This is a genomic window from Spirulina sp. CCNP1310 (assembly GCF_034932185.1).
In the GTDB taxonomy this organism is placed as follows: Bacteria; Cyanobacteriota; Cyanobacteriia; order Cyanobacteriales; family Spirulinaceae; genus Spirulina.
Genome location: NZ_JAYGHW010000077.1, coordinates 1 through 16,194, shown reverse-complemented (window position 1 = coordinate 16,194; position 16,194 = coordinate 1). Strand labels below are relative to the sequence as shown.

The following is a 16,194-nucleotide window of genomic DNA, read 5'->3' as shown; positions in this document are numbered from 1 at the left end:
TTCTCACCGCCTCGTCTATGGCGCTGAATTGCTGGGGCTTTCCGTAGGCTTTAAACTCTAGTACAATCATGTCTATATCCTAGCGCACAATATAAGCCGCCCTGCAAGGACGGCGACTAAAGTCGCCGTGTCGTCTTTCATCCCCGCGAAGACAGCAACGTTGCTCTAAGACTCCCGCACTATTTTCGTAACCCTTGAATTTTGCCACCATGACCGCACCCATTTCGCTCATTGTCGGCCTGGGGAATCCCGGCCCGAAATACGATCGCACCCGCCATAATATCGGCTTTGACTGTGTGGATCGCCTTGCCCACCGTTGGCAATGTCCTTGGCAGGAGCAACGCCGTTTTAAGGGGATTGTTGCTGAAGGCCGCGGCCCTACGGGGGAAAAAATTATCCTCCTCAAGCCCACCACCTATATGAACCGCTCCGGGGAGGCGATGCGGGCGGTATTGGATTGGTATAAGTTGACTCCTACCTCGGTTTTAGTCGTTTATGATGATCTGGATTTACCCGTGGGGCGGTTGCGGTTGCGGCTTTCGGGGTCGGCGGGGGGGCATAACGGCATGAAGTCGGCGATCGCCCATTTAGGAACCCAAGACTTCCCCCGCCTCCGGTTGGGCATTGATAAAGGCGATGATGCCACGATCTCCCATGTGTTGGGGAAATTTGCCCCCGCTGAACAGCGGGTAATTCATGAAGTTTTAGATCTCGGCGTTGATGCCATTACCCTCGCCCTCAAGCAAGGGGTCGAAAAAGCGATGAGCCTCTACAACCCCCGACAGGTGGAACTTTAAGCCGGTTAAGGGGGGAACAAAAGGAGGCGATCGCCTATCATAGGGCCACAAACCTCACCCCCCATTGTTGCCCCCATGCGTGACTTAGCCGCCCCCCTCCTCTGTAGCCTGTTGGTGATGGCGATCGCCCCCCTCCCCGCCCACAGCGAAGAAATCCCCATCCCCGTCCTTCCCGCCGAAACCGAGAGTATTCCCGTGGAAACCACCGAATTTTCCCTCGATGCCCTGCCCACCCAAAACCTCAACCCCGAAACCACCAGCACGCTGATCAAAATCTTCAGCGAGGGTTTACAACAAACGATCCGAGGCGAAGAATTTACCCTCTCCCCCGCCGTCACTGGCATGATCACCGAAACAATGCTCACAGAATTTGAAAATATTGCCGCCCAAGGCAATGCCCCCAGCGGTGTAATGGCCTTTGTGCGGGCCATGCGGTTAGCCACCCAAGGCGCACCCAATGATCAAGTCACCGAGAGCATTAAAGGCGCGTTTCAGGCCATCTTAGATAGCTTCTAATTGTCCTTTAATCCCCGATACTCCTCAAACTTGGTAATGATGCTCTGCTGAACCCCTTGACTCATCAGGCTTTCACTGTCATCAGTCATTACTACCGAGGCACTACCTAATCCCCGTTTAAGGCCAGGGCCAACCCCCCCTGGCTCTTTTTTGGCCGCTTTTGCGCCGAAAGTCGGGATTTACTGGCAAGTCTGAGCGAGGACTGATAGAATTCTCTGTGAATTACCCCACCCCATCACATCCTATGGTTGACAACACCCGAGACATCGAAAGACTCCTAGAGACAAAAAAATGTCAAGGTGGCGATCTCAGCCACGCCAATTTGAGCAATTTTGACCTCAGTGGTGCTGACCTCAGTGGCGCAAGCCTCTACTGCACAAACCTGAGTGGGGCGAACCTGAGTGGGGCAAACCTCAGTGGTGCAGACTTAAGCTATGCCAACTTGGTCAAGGCGGATCTCACCCGTGCCAATATTCGCGGTGCAGATGCCAAGGGGATCAACCTCTTTGATGCCAACCTCAACGGCACCAACCTGAGCGGTACGGATTTGACCTTTGCCATGTTAGTGAATGCGGTTCTCAGTGAAGCCAGTTTGCGGGCGGTGAAGTTGGTGGGGGCAAATTTGATTGGAGCCAAGCTCAATAGCGCGAATTTGAGCAGTGCGGATCTCGGAGGAGCGAACCTCAGCACCGCTAACTTAGTGGCGGCTAAATTACTGAGTACGGATCTCAGTGAGGCGAAACTGGTACGGGCGGATCTCAGTGATGCCAACTTAGTTGGGGCCAACCTCACCGATGCCAACCTCTCCAATGCCAACCTCCTCAATACCAACATGACGAGCGCTCTGTTGATTGGCACATACTTGATCGGCGCAAACTTGATCGGGACACAATTGGACAACACCAAATTAGATGGGGCGATCGGTTTAACCACGGACGGGCAATTGGTGGTGAGTTAGTCGGGATCCCCCCCTGCCCCCTTAAAAAGGGGGGATTTTTCGTGCCATGGCTCTGCTCATCAATTGCGGCCATACTTTCCGATTCAACACCCCTTAAAAAGGAGGGGGTTTTTCGTGCCATGGCTCTGCCGTGGCGCGGGCCTTTGGCGGCTCTGCCGCCTGTAGCCTAAGCCTTTGCCGGTTCCGCCGTTGCGCCCCCCTTGAGATAGCTGACGGTGAATTCTACCTGAGCGTGACAGGTTTCTCCAGCGGCTAAATAGGTTAATTTGTCCTTGCTGTTGAGGGCATTGCGGGGGGCTGTCCAGGGTTCTAAGCAACAGTAATCTTTCCCCTCGACGGCCCAAACCACAAGGGTAGAATAGGGTTCACTATAGGTGAGGGTGATTTTAAGATTTTGGCGGGGATTGCTGAGGCTGGCGCTGGAGCGCTGGACAGGATACAGCGCTACATCGACCTCCGGCGCATTAAAGTCAAAGCTGCCGGGAAAGGCTCCGATGGTTTGGGTGATGTGATCCTGTTGTTGTTGGGCGGGGATGTCAAAGCTCAGTTGGTGTTTATCTTTGACGAGGAAGTAGGGATGTAGCCCGGTGGCAAAGGGCATTGCCTCTTGGGAATGGTTGGTGAATTGCTGGTGAATCTGGAGACTGTTGCCTTTGAGGAGATAGGTAAATTCCAGTTCAAAATCAAAGGGGTATTGCTCGCGGGTTTTTTCGTTGCTGCGTAGGCCCAAGACGAGGCCAACGCCGTCGAGGGTGGGGCGATCTGCGCCATCGCGCACCTCCCAGGGGAGATCCCGTGCAAAACCATGCTGTTTAAGGGTGTAGGATTTGCCCTGATGGACGTAGAGATTATTGGGCAAATTCCCACAAATGGGAAACAGGATGGGGATCCCGCCCCGGATGCTGAGGCTGGGGTCGGCGAAACGTTCTTGATCAAAATAGAGCAGGTTTTGCCCCTGAATTCGCCAACTGGTGATAATCCCTCCCCGTTCTGGAACTACCTCCAAACGGGATTGGGAAGATTCATCCGTCAGAATATAGGTCGGATATTCATCCTGTTTGAGTGAAATTGCATAAACCATACACGCCCCCTTTGCCCACAATGAACAGAAAACTCGCTCGCGTTAAACTAGCGATACTTTACAGAAAATCGAAAAAATCGCTCTCTCAGCCTGCCATGATTTCGCCCCTGATGGGGAATTCTTGACAAATTTTTCAGATTTGTGATCACAATCACGACAAGCTTTTAGGGATATCAATGCTAGGGTGATCAATTGCTTCTATCCTGAACTTAGCAAACCATATTCAGGGTGCTTGTCCTATGATTCACTCACTGGTCAAGTCTGCGTTTGAAACAGGGTGTATCAGTGTGGCCTCGGAGGGGTTGATTTTACAACTTCTCGCCCATCATTCTTGTCTACCGACCGATGTCCAAGCTCTCCAATCCTTGAGCCAGGCCATTGAAGGGGGCAAGGTACAACGGGAAGGCCCGGGAACTTGGTCGGTGATGACCCATTTGGCGGCCATTGCCTGACTTGATCCCACCTGTTTAACGTGCATTTATCACGACAAGAGACGTTCACCGGAACGTCTTTTGTCGTTTGAGGGCAGAAAGAAAGCTCTAGAATGTTAAACTCTAGAGCCGGACTAGGGTGCATCTACCCCAGCACATTTCTGATTCTGACCTGTTGATCCGGATTGTTCCAACCCCTCAAGACCCATGGCTGTTTTTACGCCCCTTGCTCCCGCTGTCTATATCATTGGTGCGGGCCCAGGGGATCCCGAATTGCTCACCCTCAAAGCCCATCGCATCCTCACCGCTGCTGATGTGATTCTCTATGCGAACTCCCTCGTTCCCCGGCAAATGTTGCGGGATGTGCGCCCGGATGCGGAGTTGATTGCTACGGGCCATCAAACTTTAGAGGAGGTGGTGCCGTTGATGTGCGATCGCGTCCGGGCGGGTAAGGTGGTCGTCCGGCTCCATTCGGGGGATCTCACCCTGTATAGTGCGATCCATGAGCAAATGTTGCAGTTAGCCGCTGAAAATATCCCCTTTGAACTGATTCCGGGGATTAGTACGTTCCAAGCCGCCGCCGCTAAGTTGGGGACGGAACTGACGATCCCGGGTTTGGTGCAGACGATTATTCTCACCCGTGTGAGTGGGGAGGCTTCCGCTGTTCCCCCTCAGGAGGAGTTGCGATCGCTCGCCGCCCATCAAGCCAGTTTATGCCTCTATCTTGCGGCCCGTCATGTAGAAAAGGCTCAGGGGGAACTCCTGGAGCATTACCCCCCTGAAACCCCCGTAGCGATTTGTTTTCGCATTGGTTGGCCCGATGAGCGGATCTGGGTTGTCCCCTTGGGGGAAATGGCGGCTACTTCCCAACGGGAAAACCTGATCCGCACGACGATGTATCTCATCAGTCCAGCCCTAGCTGCGGGGGAGGCGCGATCGCGCCTCTATCACCCCGACCACCGTCACCTCTTCCGCCCTGGCGGTTAATCCTCCGGTTGGCGGGTCAGCAACACCGGGCAATTGGCATTGATCCGCACATAATCCGAGAGAGAAGTCCCCAGGAGGCGATCAAGATCCGGTAGAGCTTTGGCCACGGAAGGACGGCGATCGGGAGAACCAAGGATCAGCAGATCCACGTTGTACTCATCCACTAACTTACAAAGTTGTACCCCCGGTTTCCCGCCCGTCACCACAGCGCGATATTTGACATTCATCCGCTTCACCTTCGGCAGAGCCGCCGCCATCACGGTGTTACTTTCGATCTCCGCCGGACTGGTGGGGGCAAATTGCGGATCCATATCGGGGTTGACGCGAGCGAGGATCAACTCCACCCCGGACGCACCATTGAGCAAACTCAAGGCCACATCGAGGCTAAATTGCGACTTTTCCGATTTATCCAAGGCCACCATCACCCGCTTAATCTTGCGAACATAGATATCATCCCGCACCAACAGCATCGGGCGATTCGCCAGTTGAAAAACATATTGACTGACGGAGTTTTCGAGAATGGATTCGAGGCGTTTTAAGCCCCGTGACCCCATAATGATCAGATCCGCATCAATTTCATCCGCCACTTTACACACCGTATCCTTCGGTTCCCCTTGGCGTTTGAGGGTGGTGACGTTTTGGGGGTCAAGGTTGAGGGTTTGGACGGCTTCGGCTAGAATCTCATCCCCAGCGATCAGCTTGTTTTGCATCTCGCTTTCCGAGGCTTGGGGAGGCACAACGTGCAGAATCGTCACGTTGGCTCCTGTCATCGCTGGCAAGTCTTGCAAAGATTGAAACAGTTCTTTGGGGTTGCCTGTACCGGAATCCGCTAATAGAATTTTTTGAAGTTTGATCATTATTAAAACTTTCCTCTGCAATCAGTTGAGGGCTGCTTGACAATGATCAGCCCCCCATCATTTAGCATAGGTCGATTTTTATCACGAAAACTTAACGATATGTAACTGAAATATTTAGAACTATTGCGGAGGGAATGGGGGATGGGAAGTAGGGAGTCGGAAGGGGGAGTGGGGGTTATAGGGGTGGGGCAAAGGTGGCGGTTTGGGAGTCGTATTGCCAGCCGGTTTCGATTTCGATCGCCTCATAAATAGAGAGGCCAACCGTCACCGCTTTTGCTTGAATTTCACCGAGGTTGAGGCCCGTAATCCGGCAGAGTTCATCAAGGCGGATTGCTCCAAACCGGCGTTCTGGCTCCTTGAGTCGCTCGGAGGGGGAGTTGGAGGGGATGACTTCTCCTTCGAGGGTGGCGATGGGGGGCGGGGCAAAGCTGAGGCGGGGTTGGGGGTAGGGGGTGAGGATTTCGGGGGTGATGGGTTCGGGTTGGGTTTCGAGGGTTTTGAGGCGTTTGTGGAGGGATTGAATTTGTTTGCTGAGTTTAGCGACGTTTTGATCGAGGTCTTCGAGGTGCTGGAGACAGTTGTAGGGGTTTTCCATGTTGAGGAATTGGGCGATCGCCATTTTCAATGTGTCGTTCCGGGTTAAGCCATGGGCCTGGGCATAGTCATCCAGGGCCATCAGCCATGCTTCAGGGACTTTACAGGTAAGGGGAAACTCTGAGGCCATGGGGCAGGAGGAAGGGAAGAATCAAATACAAGTCTAGAACTTTTGCTGCTCTGGTGCTGAAACTGCGCGATTGCTCCGTGAAATTGCTAGGATGGCGTTCATCTAGTTAGAGCGATCAGGGATGCACCGGGGGTCATGAAAAGCACGATCATGCAATGGAAATTGCTCTTGCTGCCAGGGCTAGAGTTAAGTAGCGGGCAACAACAGGAGTTGGTGCAAGCTGTTCAGCATTTGGCCAATGACGCTGGTTTGAAGTTAAAAGCGTTTGAGATGGAAGAGGGCGATCGCCCTGCCTTTACCTTTCAAGGGGGGAGTCATGGCTATCAACGGATCCGCACTCTGTTCAAAACCCAACAACTCACCAACCTGCTCAACCTTCCCGTCAAGGATGTCAGCCCGGTAGAAACCAATCCTTCCCCCTCCCCCCCGCCATCGCCTCAGCCGATGATGGGCATTGAGCAAGCCACCGCTGAACTCTATGGGTATTGTCGGCAATGGGTGGCCACCAGCAGCCCGGCGATCGCCCTCAATCAGTTTCAACATCTGTTCATCGACACCCATAATATCCAAGATATGCGGCTCCAGGGCATCTTGGAAAAAGTCGTCCTCGCCAAAGATGCCCCCGCCCAATTTCCCCAAATCCTCCTCCATTGCTGCCTCCTCCTCATCCATGCTTGGTATCCACAGGCAGAAAACCACCCCTACATTGCCCAACTGCTCACCTCTTTTGAGCATCTCCCCGGATCCGGCTTTAAACAAGCCCGGGTTGTCCGTCGCCTCCGGGAATTAATGCATGAATTCCTCACCACTGAGCAGTACAAAATTCTGAGTCGTTTCGGGAAAATTGCCCACCCCATCCATCCCCATCCAGATCACCCTTTGGGGAATTTAATCTATCGCTATCCCTTCCTCTATAAAAATCTGCTGCTCACCAATGACATTGACTACGAACAGCAGCAGATTGTCCAATCCCTTTCCCAGCGGGCAGAGGAACATTATGAATTGCGCCTCAATCGTTTTGTCACCTACCAAGCCCGTTTAGCCCAGTTGGCTAGAGCAAGACAACTCAGTCAAGGGGCGGGGCGGATTATTCGGCGGGAAAAAAACCCGACCTTGTTAGGCGATCGCGAATTGGCCGCCGCCCTCCGTCATTTTTGGGACAAACGCCCCGGCCGCGAAACCCGTCAAGAACTCGCCCAACGTCTCCGCACCGATTTCCGCCGCTTCTCCTCCTACGCCGATTTTAAAGCCCAACTCCATCAATACCTGATCACCTCCCTCCCCACCAACAGCACCTATCCCTTGAGTATGCAACTCAAAGTTCATCTACAAGGGATTTTGCCCCACTACAACCACCGCCGCCCCGATGAAGCCCTTAGCCTGCGCACCGCCACCAAACTCCTCAGCCTGTTGATGATCGAAAACGATGCCAATCCAGAACATTACCTCTTCATTGAAGCCGTCGCCAATCTCGGAGCCAGCATCACCATTGGCATGTTGATCAAGCTCACCCTCCTTTGTCCTCCCCTATTACCGGAATTAGAAAAACGCCTCAGTTATCTATTTTTGCACTATCAAGATACCCCTCAAAAAGAGAGCAATTGGCTGATCAAAGTCCTCGAAAACTACCAACTTGCCAGCAGCATTTACTACGGTTCCATTGATCTCTCTCCCCTGATGCAACTGCTCAAAACAAAAACCCCCCAGCCCACCAGTGAAGGCTGAAGATCCCCCCGGCTACGCCGACCCCCTTAAAAAGGGGGTTAAATCAAAACCCCCCTTTTTAAGGGGGGCAGGGGGGATCACCAAAATACCTCTCGTGCCATGGCTCTGCCATGGCATGGCTATTCGGCGGCTCTGCCGCCCGGTGGAGGCAGAGCCTCCAAAAGAACGTTACTTGGCAGAGCCAAGTAACGAGAAAATTGACACTCCCCGCGCTAAAGCGACGGGGATTCTTGGGTAACGAGAAAAAATCCCCCCGGCTACGCCGACCCCCTTAAAAAGGGGGTTAAATCAAAACCCCCCTTTTTAAGGGGGGCAGGGGGGGATCATCCCCTAGTACACTTCAACGTGCCAGCGGTGTTCTTTCTTCATTTGTTTACGCAGATCATCCCAGTGCATCCCGCGTTTTTCCGCTTCTTGGGTGAAGGTTTCGGAAATGGGAGGCTCCATCCCTTTTAAACCACACATATACACATGGGTTTTTGGCTTTTGAATCATTTCAAACAATTCATCCGCGTATTCAGCGACTCGGCTTTGAACGTACATCTTGCTCCCCTCCGCCGTTTGCTGCTCGCGGCTGATGGCATAGGTGAGGCGGAAGTTATCGGGGAATTCCGCCGCCATTTTTTCCAACTCTTCTTGGTAGAGAATGTTGGCACTGTAGGGAATGCCAAAGATTAACCAGGCTAGACCTTTGAATTGGTAATCTTCATGCTTTTCCTTAAACATCCGCCAGAGGAACGCCCGGAAGGGGGCAATCCCGGTTCCTGTTGCCAACATCACCACCGTGGCATCTTCATCGGGGGGCAAGAGCATTTCTTTCCCCACCGGGCCAGTAATGGCTACATCAGAGCCAACGGGTAAATTACAAAGATGGGTAGAGCAAACGCCATAGACGGTTTCGCCGGTTTCGGGGTGCTGGTATTCCAGTTGGCGGACACAGAGGGAAACGGTTTTGTTGTCTTCGCGATCGCCATGACGGGTAGAAGCAATGGAATAGAGGCGCAACTTATGGGGTTTGCCGCTCTCATCCTCACCGGGGGGGATGATGCCAATACTTTGCCCTTCCAAATAGTGAAGATCACCCCCGGAAAGATCGAAGGTGACATGGCGCACCGTCCCACTACCCCCTTCACGGACTAGCTCATAGTTTTCCAGGCATTTGCCAATATAGGGTTCTTTCGGCTTATAGAGGTTAACGGGAACCTTGGTATCTGTGGATTTAGGATGAACAATCATGGCATCACTCGCAGCTTCAGGGGCAGGGGCTGAGGCTGTCGGAGCGGACAAAACAACCGGAGCAGGCGGTTCACCGTTGACCGGCTTAATACTGACAATTTTGCCTCCCAGTCGCAAAATGCGCTGCATTTCTTCATTCATGCGGTCATAGGCCACCGTGATGAAGACGCTGCCGCTACGACGGAGGGAGTAGTTCAGCCTATCCGTCTGATTGCTCTGGCGCAAACCGACAACCTCATAAATAAACATCCGACTCCCAGACTCAGTATTCTGAGCCAAAGCAGAACTTTGTCCGTACATACGCTGCCTATCTCCAAAAACTTCAAAAATTGCATGATTTAATGCTGCAAAAAAGCACCGTCGTCTTCACCACAGTGCGGGGAGCAAGTCCCCACTCACCGCAGGTGTGAGCTTGAAAAGGAGCTTTTGCACCGTTATTCAGCCTATCATTGTGCGGGACGCTACGGATGGGGCTAAAGGGAGAAGCTTGATTTTTTGGGGATGGACAGCTAAGGCGATGCAAGGGAGGAGACCCAAAGGCGATCGCGCCCTCAGTGTAGGCAAAAGCTCCCAGGGTGGACTGTAGCAGAAACATCTTTTTTTAAGTTTTCTTTCGCAAAAATGCCCCCCCGGCCTTAGCATAGAGACTGGGCAGTCAGTGGTTCGAGCGGTCGCTGTCTTGTAGGGATTTCCCCGTTCTGATACAATCGGGCGTACATTGCTGGTATTGAATACTTATACTCGGCAGAGTTGCTGTCTTCCCCGATGATCGTGTTCCACTGTCGCAATTCGGTGAAGGGCTTCTTGCAAGGCGATGAGTGTCAACCCACGGAACCCACCCAATTCCGTATAGTCAGTTTTAGGCTTGCCTAAAGGACTTTTTAGAAATCTGTTTTGTAAAGAGGAAAGGTATGATCGCGCAGTCAGACCGTGTTGTTCTTATTGGAGTTGCTGGTGACTCAGGGTGCGGAAAATCCACATTTCTCCGCCGCCTCACGGACTTGTTTGGTGAAGAATTCATGACGGTGATTTGTCTAGATGACTATCACAGTCTGGATCGCAAAGGCAGAAAAGAGGCTGGAGTCACCGCTCTGGATCCCAAAGCCAATAACTTTGATCTCATGTATGAGCAAATCAAGGCATTAAAGGCGGGAAGTCCGATCGACAAGCCGATCTACAACCACGAAACCGGGGAACTGGATCCCCCGGAACGCATCAACCCCAACAAGGTAATCGTGATTGAGGGCCTGCATCCCCTCTACGATGAGCGGGTACGGGGACTGATCGACTTCAGTGTTTATCTCGACATCGACGATGAAGTAAAAATTCGTTGGAAGATCCAGCGGGATATGGCGGAACGGGGCCACACCTACGAGGATGTTTTAGCTTCGATCAATGCTCGGAAACCAGACTTTTCTGCCTACATTGAACCCCAAAAAGAATTTGCGGATGTGGTGATCCAAGTGTTACCCACCCAACTGATTGAGGATAAAGAAGGGAAATACCTGCGGGTACGCCTGATCCAAAAAGAAGGGGTGGAAAACTTCGATCCGGTTTACCTGTTTGATGAAGGGTCTACCATTGATTGGCGGCCCTGTGGTCGGAAACTGACCTGTAACTACCCCGGCATCAAGCTTTATTATGGCCCCGATGCTTACATGGGCCATGAGGTTTCGATCCTAGAAGTAGATGGCCAGTTTGATAATCTCGAAGAGATGATCTACATCGAAAGCCACCTGAGCAATACTTCCACCCGCTATTACGGGGAGATGACGGAGTTGGTGCTCAAGCATAAGGACTATCCCGGTTCTGAAAATGGCACGGGCCTGTTCCAAGTGTTGGTGGGTCTGAAAATGCGCGATTCCTATGAGCGGTTAACCCGTGGTACGGAAAGCAAAGTAGCGGCGAAGGTTTAGGAAGATCCCCCCTGCCCCCCTTAAAAAGGGGGGTTTTGGAATTTGACCCCCTTAAAAAGGGGGTCGGCGTAGCCGGGGGGATCCCTCAAGATTTAAACGGAGTAAGATCCCCCCTGCCCCCCTTAAAAAGGGGGGTTTTGGAATTTGACCCCCTTAAAAAGGGGGTCGGCGTAGCCGGGGGGATCCCTCAAGATTTAAACGGAGTAAGATCCCCCCGGCCCCCCTTAAAAAGGGGGGTTTTGGAATTTGACCCCCTTAAAAAAGGGGGTTTTTGTTTGGGTTTAAGGCTTTGCGGTGGGCTGGTAATCAATGAAGAGGTGTTGGCGGGGGATGCCGATGGCGATCGCCTCCTGTTCAAAGGCCCGCTTAAGGCGGCGGCGGTATTCCCGCGCTACATCCCATTGACGCATCGGTTGGGTTTTGAGCAGAAGGATCAACTGGCAGCCGTTGGCATCGAGTTGTTCAACCCCCAACATTTTGGCCGGCTCTAGCATCTGCTCACACCATTGGGGGTCGTTGTAGAGTTCTTCTGCCACCTTTTCCATCACAGCCATGGCCTGTTCAAAATCCGTGTCTGGGTTCACGGTGATCACCAGCTTCGCCTGAGACCAACCACTGGTCATATTGCGCACCAACGTAATTGTGCCGTTGGGAATGGTAATCAGTTCCCCATCCATATTGCGCAGTTGGGTAATGCGGAGATTGACATATTCCACCAAACCATTGACCTGATTATTGATGCCCACCACATCCCCCACGGCATATTGATCCTCTAAAAGAATCAGCGTGCCGTTAATCACATCTTTGATGAAATTCTGTGCGCCGAGGGAGATGGCAAAGGTAATAATCCCTAAAAATGCGGTGAGGGGTGTACTGATGGCCCGAAATTGATTGAGGGCAATGAGGATGAATACGGAATAACAGACCACGGCACTTACCCCCTTGGCGGCGGCAACGAGGGTGGGAACCCGCAGGGAAAACCGTTGGGAGGAGGCGATCGCCTCCGTTTGGGCCTCCAACCATTGCCGCGCCACTTGATCAATCATCAACGTCGCCGAGCGATCTAACAAACTCACGCCTAAAAACAGCAAAAGCAGGAGTAACGGTGTCCCCAAAATCCCATACTGGCCAAAACTCCGGAGCCATTCCCCCGGCCAGACCCCCAACAGCCAATTGGCAAAGGGGCGGGTGAAATAGAAGGAACGACTCAACAGACCCACACTCAACACCCAGAGCAAAATTTGCGCCCAAAATACCGTTTGGCGCAAAAAAGCATTGATATTGTAGTCCTGTTGGGAGGTGAACTTATTCAACTGAAGCTTAAACAGTTCGAGGGCGCTGGGCAATTCCTGATCTTCAGCGATTTGGGGATGTTGGGAGGGGCGATAATCCGGATCCGGTTGGCGGAGGATTTGCCGTTGGGCCCGCAGTCGCTTTTGCCACAGGGCGAGGCCCGCGCTGGTGAAAATCGTCAGCAACAGGAAAAGTAAGGCCCACAAAGCCGCCTGAAGAATGACCGCCGGTTGCCGTCGCTGCCAGGCTTCAAGCAAAATGCCATGGATACGGTCGGTGAGCCATTGGGAGAGTTCCGTGAGAGATTGGCGGGAATAGAGGGCATCGGCCTCGGTGATCGTGAAAATCACCTGAGGGGTGGTGTTTTCGGGAAATGTGGCCTTGATCACCGTCGTGGCTTCATTCACCGGCTCCGATGCCAATACCAATTGAGTTGCTAATACGTCCGCTTTGGCCTGGCGATCGCTCACATCCGCCAACTCCTCCCGGCCATAACTGCTCATACTGGCCAACACCTGCTGTAAGCGGCGGCTAATTTGATCAGAACGTAACGCCGCCTCCCCCGTGCGCTGGGCATTGGGGCCAAGGGTTTCCGTCGCCACGGTCAGGACGGGATACCCATCGAGAAACACCGGGGCAATTTCCAACGTGCCTAACTTTACCGTTGGAATATTGGGGCTACCGCTCACCTCTTCAATGGAAAAATCCAGGCCGGTAATTTGGGCAGGGGTAGGCATCTCTGCCCCCACCACGATCATCATCGTCACCAACAGGATCGCTAAAAACTTGAATCCGGCTCTCACCATCTTTCCTAACCTTGATGCTGTTACTCTCCCGCTTGGGCCTGGCTCGGAAATTCCGGCACAATTACTGGAGCGGGAGGAGAGCCTGCCCATCCAGTAATTGTACCCGCACCACGGCGGCCCCATCCCGTAGGGGCCGAATCGCCGCATAATCGGGAGAATGCCAAAAGGCCAAAGCCGCCGACCGTGACGGCCATTCCGAAATCACCACCCGCCACCCCGCCGCCGTTTCCCCTTCGAGGGTGATTTGTTCTCCCCCTAAAACACGATATTGCCCCCCAAACTGCTGCACCAAGGGCTGCACTGCCTGGGCATAGGCCGCAAATTGGGCCGGATGGGTAATTTGGGCATGAATCAACAAAAACGCCGGTGAAGTCAAGGTTTAATAGCTCCCCCGTAACACCGCCGCCGCACTCACCCGATAGATTCGCCGGGCTGATTCGATCGCCTGTTGGGTAGCGGCATCTAACTGACCGTTAATTGAACCGCGATAAAACCCAGCCACCCGGAGCCTTTCCTGCATATTGCGAATTTGGGCGGTGGAAATGGCACTGTGGATTACCGTCCAAGTTTGTTGCCCCACCACGCCATCGGCATTGATGCCGCGATCGCGCTGGAACTGGATTAAGGCCGCTTTCGTAGCTCGGTCAAAATTGCGGGTAGGGGCATTGGTGAGATAATCCAAGAGTTGGAGACGCAGTTGGAGTTGGGCAACGCGATCGCCTTGGGAACCCTCTCCAAAGGTTTGAAACTGGGGTTGACGGCTACGGGCCGCAATCACCTCCGCTAATAGGTTTAAAGTCCGTTGCCCCGCCACGCCATCGGGATTCAGTCCCCGTGATCGCTGAAATTGACGGACGGCGGTTTCCGTTTGATCACCATAAAACCCGGTGATCGGGCCATTAAACACGCCCACTTGTTGAAGCTGCCGCTGAAGCCGCTCGACTGCTTCACCGCGATCGCCCTTTTTCAAAATCCCTTGGGCCTGCGCTTCGGCGATGGGGTTGAGGCTCATCGGCAGCAGGGGGACGGCCACACCCCAGAGGAGGCTAGCAGCGATCGCCCCCATCACCCCAAGGGTCAAACTCCGGCCAGAAACGTTAACCATGATGCGGATCAATGTTGAGGATATCTACAGGCCACGTTGTACCCCATCCCCTCCCCCTTGGCAAGCGATCGCCCTTAAAAGCGGCGCAGGAATGCGAAAAACTGAGCGAGAAAATTTTGTAAGCCCTGCTGTTGACCATAGGTTTGTTTTTTGAGCAATAACGCCGCTTTGCTATTCACCTCCGAGAGGGTGGGGTAAATGTGAATGCCGGTGAGCTTACCCACCGGCAGGTTATTGGCCATGGCTAGAACAACTTCATGGATTAATTCCCCGGCATGGGGGCCCACCAAATGCGCCCCTAAAATTTCGCCATTTTTGCGGGTAATGATTTTCGCAAACCCCGCCGTGGCCCCCTCCGCTTGGGCGCGGTCTACCCCCGCAAAGGGCTGTTCTAGGATGGCGAGATCGTCACCATGGCGATCGCGGGCCTGCTGCTCCGTTAAGCCCACCCGCGCCAACTCCGGATCCGTAAACGTGGCCCAGGGAATCACCCGATAATCAATGCGGCTGGGAAAGAATTTTTTCACGGGGGAAAACAGGGCATTGGTCAACACATACACCGCCTCATACCCCGCCACATGGGTAAACTGATAACCGCCAATCACATCGCCACAGCCATAGATCCGGGGGTTCGTGGTGCGCAGGGCAGAATCCACCTGTAAACCTTGGGGACTATAGGCCACACCAGCGGCTTCAAGATTTAAGCCCTCAACATTGGGGCGACGACCAGCGGAAACCAGAATTTGATCTACGGTAATGGTTTCCCCACCGGCCCGGATCTGTTTTTTCCCCTCTCGGAGGCTGACGCTTTCGGCCCTGGCATTGTGGAGAATACGAAGCCCATCTTGGATTAATTGGGCTTCTACCACGGCGGCAGCGGTGGGATCTTCCTTGGGGAGAAGGCGATCGCCACTGGCTAAAATCGTCACCTCTGCCCCCAAGCGATGCAACGCTTGCCCCAATTCGCAACCAATGGGCCCCGCCCCAATCACCGCGAGGGAGGGGGGACAATCTTCAAGACTAAAAACCTGCTCATTGGTGAGATAGCCCACTTCCTCTAAACCGGGAATGGCGGGAATGGCGGGACGGGAGCCAGTGGCAATCACAAAGGCCCGGGCCGTCAGTTTTCGCCCATTCACCACAAAAGTATGGCGATCCTGAAACGCACCATCGCCAAAAATCACCTCTACCCCCAAACCCCGAAATCGTTCGGGGGAATCATGGGGTTCAATAGTCTGAATCACCTGTTGCACATGGCCCATGGCCTCGCGGAACTTAATCTGGGGCAGTTCAGTATAAATGCCAAAGCGGGAACTGTTACGCACCTCATGGGCAATTTTTCCCGCATGGATCAGGGATTTACTGGGAACACAGCCATACCAAAGACAATCCCCCCCTAACTTTGCTTTTTCCACCAAAGCCACCTTGGCCTTGAGTTGCGCCGCCGCACTGGCCACCACCAACCCCCCCGAACCGCCGCCAATAATCACCACATCGTAATCTACCGCCATCTTACCCTCCTGATCTTTAGCTTTAAGCTTAACGGTGATTAAACCGGGATAAAATGAAAGGGGGCTGAAAGCGACTGTCGCTGTACTGGATTCACCACAAGACTCCTTCTCTGCGGATATTGTGTTGACACTCCCCGCGCTAAAGCGACGGGGATTCTTCACTCAACGAGCCAACTTGCTCAGACAGGATGACTCCAGCCAAAGTAGAGGTCGATTCTCCTGAAGCGTTGCTTGCGTCCAGCGCAAAAGTT

Annotated in this window: 15 protein-coding genes; 7 read left to right on the top strand and 8 right to left on the bottom strand. The window is 53.3% G+C overall.

The features are described from left to right. The first annotated feature begins 209 nt into the window (after nt 1–209). The 3 genes from pth (at nt 210) to VB712_RS13755 (ending at nt 2,271) form a co-directional block, all read left to right on the top strand. Nucleotides 210–797 (top strand): aminoacyl-tRNA hydrolase, encoded by a 588-nt coding sequence (gene pth / locus VB712_RS13765; RefSeq protein ID WP_323255655.1) that lies wholly within the window; start codon nt 210–212, stop codon nt 795–797. A gap of 75 nt (nt 798–872) precedes the next feature. Beyond that, nucleotides 873–1,313, top strand: coding sequence for a hypothetical protein (locus tag VB712_RS13760; protein WP_323255653.1), 441 nt, complete (start codon nt 873–875; stop codon nt 1,311–1,313). A 244-nt stretch (nt 1,314–1,557) separates the two neighbouring features. Next, entirely contained in the window at nt 1,558–2,271 is a 714-nt protein-coding gene (locus VB712_RS13755) for a pentapeptide repeat-containing protein (protein WP_323255651.1), read from the top strand. 166 nt (nt 2,272–2,437) lie between these two features. Here the strand turns inward: VB712_RS13755 and VB712_RS13750 are convergent, their stop codons facing one another. Continuing rightward, on the bottom strand, nt 2,438–3,352 hold the full coding sequence (locus VB712_RS13750) for an aldose epimerase (RefSeq protein ID WP_323255649.1): 915 nt from the start codon (nt 3,350–3,352) through the stop codon (nt 2,438–2,440). A 239-nt stretch (nt 3,353–3,591) separates the two neighbouring features. On the opposite strand from VB712_RS13750, the gene VB712_RS13745 reads away from it, so the two are divergent. After that, nucleotides 3,592–3,804 carry a hypothetical protein gene (locus tag VB712_RS13745; RefSeq protein ID WP_323255647.1) on the top strand — a complete coding sequence of 71 codons (213 nt, stop codon included), beginning with the start codon at nt 3,592–3,594 and terminating at the stop codon, nt 3,802–3,804. 186 nt (nt 3,805–3,990) lie between these two features. Continuing rightward, nucleotides 3,991–4,770: a precorrin-4 C(11)-methyltransferase gene (gene cobM / locus VB712_RS13740; RefSeq protein WP_323255645.1), complete on the top strand. Its 780-nt coding sequence runs from the start codon at nt 3,991–3,993 to the stop codon at nt 4,768–4,770. Here cobM and VB712_RS13735 read toward each other — a convergent pair. Then, nucleotides 4,767–5,627, bottom strand: coding sequence for a universal stress protein (locus tag VB712_RS13735; protein ID WP_323255643.1), 861 nt, complete (start codon nt 5,625–5,627; stop codon nt 4,767–4,769). The genes cobM and VB712_RS13735 overlap by 4 nt on opposite strands. 175 nt (nt 5,628–5,802) lie before the next feature. Continuing rightward, nucleotides 5,803–6,351 carry a hypothetical protein gene (locus tag VB712_RS13730; protein ID WP_323255641.1) on the bottom strand — a complete coding sequence of 183 codons (549 nt, stop codon included), beginning with the start codon at nt 6,349–6,351 and terminating at the stop codon, nt 5,803–5,805. 135 nt (nt 6,352–6,486) lie between these two features. On the opposite strand from VB712_RS13730, the gene VB712_RS13725 reads away from it, so the two are divergent. Continuing rightward, entirely contained in the window at nt 6,487–8,076 is a 1,590-nt protein-coding gene (locus VB712_RS13725) for a hypothetical protein (protein ID WP_323255639.1), read from the top strand. A gap of 330 nt (nt 8,077–8,406) precedes the next feature. Here VB712_RS13725 and petH read toward each other — a convergent pair whose 3' ends face one another. Then, the gene (gene petH, locus VB712_RS13720; protein WP_323255637.1) at nt 8,407–9,612 is read right to left on the bottom strand and encodes a ferredoxin--NADP reductase; all 1,206 of its coding nucleotides are present in this window, start codon (nt 9,610–9,612) and stop codon (nt 8,407–8,409) included. Between the two features lie 611 nt (nt 9,613–10,223). Between petH and VB712_RS13715 the strand changes: the two genes are divergently transcribed. Next, nucleotides 10,224–11,228 carry a phosphoribulokinase gene (locus VB712_RS13715; protein ID WP_323255636.1) on the top strand — a complete coding sequence of 335 codons (1,005 nt, stop codon included), beginning with the start codon at nt 10,224–10,226 and terminating at the stop codon, nt 11,226–11,228. Between the two features lie 281 nt (nt 11,229–11,509). Here VB712_RS13715 and VB712_RS13710 read toward each other — a convergent pair whose 3' ends face one another. From VB712_RS13710 to VB712_RS13695, 4 genes are all read right to left on the bottom strand, one after another. Further along, nucleotides 11,510–13,327 (bottom strand): mechanosensitive ion channel family protein, encoded by a 1,818-nt coding sequence (locus VB712_RS13710; RefSeq protein WP_323255634.1) that lies wholly within the window; start codon nt 13,325–13,327, stop codon nt 11,510–11,512. A gap of 61 nt (nt 13,328–13,388) precedes the next feature. Next, nucleotides 13,389–13,703 (bottom strand): DUF1330 domain-containing protein, encoded by a 315-nt coding sequence (locus tag VB712_RS13705; protein WP_323255632.1) that lies wholly within the window; start codon nt 13,701–13,703, stop codon nt 13,389–13,391. Nucleotides 13,704–13,706: 3 nt separating this feature from the next. Beyond that, entirely contained in the window at nt 13,707–14,432 is a 726-nt protein-coding gene (locus VB712_RS13700) for a peptidoglycan-binding domain-containing protein (RefSeq protein ID WP_323255630.1), read from the bottom strand. Nucleotides 14,433–14,506: 74 nt separating this feature from the next. Then, complete coding sequence (locus VB712_RS13695; RefSeq protein WP_323255628.1) at nt 14,507–15,943, bottom strand: dihydrolipoyl dehydrogenase family protein; 1,437 nt, start codon at nt 15,941–15,943, stop codon at nt 14,507–14,509. Between the last annotated feature and the right edge of the window lie 251 nt (nt 15,944–16,194).

Excerpts from the sequence above, each read along its gene's own strand:
- VB712_RS13700 (WP_323255630.1), bottom strand. The coding sequence starts at position 14,432 with ATGGTTAACGTTTCTGGCCGGAGTTTGACCCTTGGGGTGATGGGGGCG.
- VB712_RS13755 (WP_323255651.1), top strand. The coding sequence starts at position 1,558 with ATGGTTGACAACACCCGAGACATCGAAAGACTCCTAGAGACAAAAAAA.
- VB712_RS13725 (WP_323255639.1), top strand. The coding sequence starts at position 6,487 with ATGAAAAGCACGATCATGCAATGGAAATTGCTCTTGCTGCCAGGGCTA.
- VB712_RS13760 (WP_323255653.1), top strand. The coding sequence starts at position 873 with ATGCGTGACTTAGCCGCCCCCCTCCTCTGTAGCCTGTTGGTGATGGCG.
- VB712_RS13735 (WP_323255643.1), bottom strand. The coding sequence starts at position 5,627 with ATGATCAAACTTCAAAAAATTCTATTAGCGGATTCCGGTACAGGCAAC.
- VB712_RS13715 (WP_323255636.1), top strand. The coding sequence starts at position 10,224 with ATGATCGCGCAGTCAGACCGTGTTGTTCTTATTGGAGTTGCTGGTGAC.
- VB712_RS13710 (WP_323255634.1), bottom strand. The coding sequence starts at position 13,327 with ATGGTGAGAGCCGGATTCAAGTTTTTAGCGATCCTGTTGGTGACGATG.
- VB712_RS13695 (WP_323255628.1), bottom strand. The coding sequence starts at position 15,943 with ATGGCGGTAGATTACGATGTGGTGATTATTGGCGGCGGTTCGGGGGGG.
- pth (WP_323255655.1), top strand. The coding sequence starts at position 210 with ATGACCGCACCCATTTCGCTCATTGTCGGCCTGGGGAATCCCGGCCCG.
- VB712_RS13730 (WP_323255641.1), bottom strand. The coding sequence starts at position 6,351 with ATGGCCTCAGAGTTTCCCCTTACCTGTAAAGTCCCTGAAGCATGGCTG.
- petH (WP_323255637.1), bottom strand. The coding sequence starts at position 9,612 with ATGTACGGACAAAGTTCTGCTTTGGCTCAGAATACTGAGTCTGGGAGT.
- cobM (WP_323255645.1), top strand. The coding sequence starts at position 3,991 with ATGGCTGTTTTTACGCCCCTTGCTCCCGCTGTCTATATCATTGGTGCG.
- VB712_RS13750 (WP_323255649.1), bottom strand. The coding sequence starts at position 3,352 with ATGGTTTATGCAATTTCACTCAAACAGGATGAATATCCGACCTATATT.
- VB712_RS13745 (WP_323255647.1), top strand. The coding sequence starts at position 3,592 with ATGATTCACTCACTGGTCAAGTCTGCGTTTGAAACAGGGTGTATCAGT.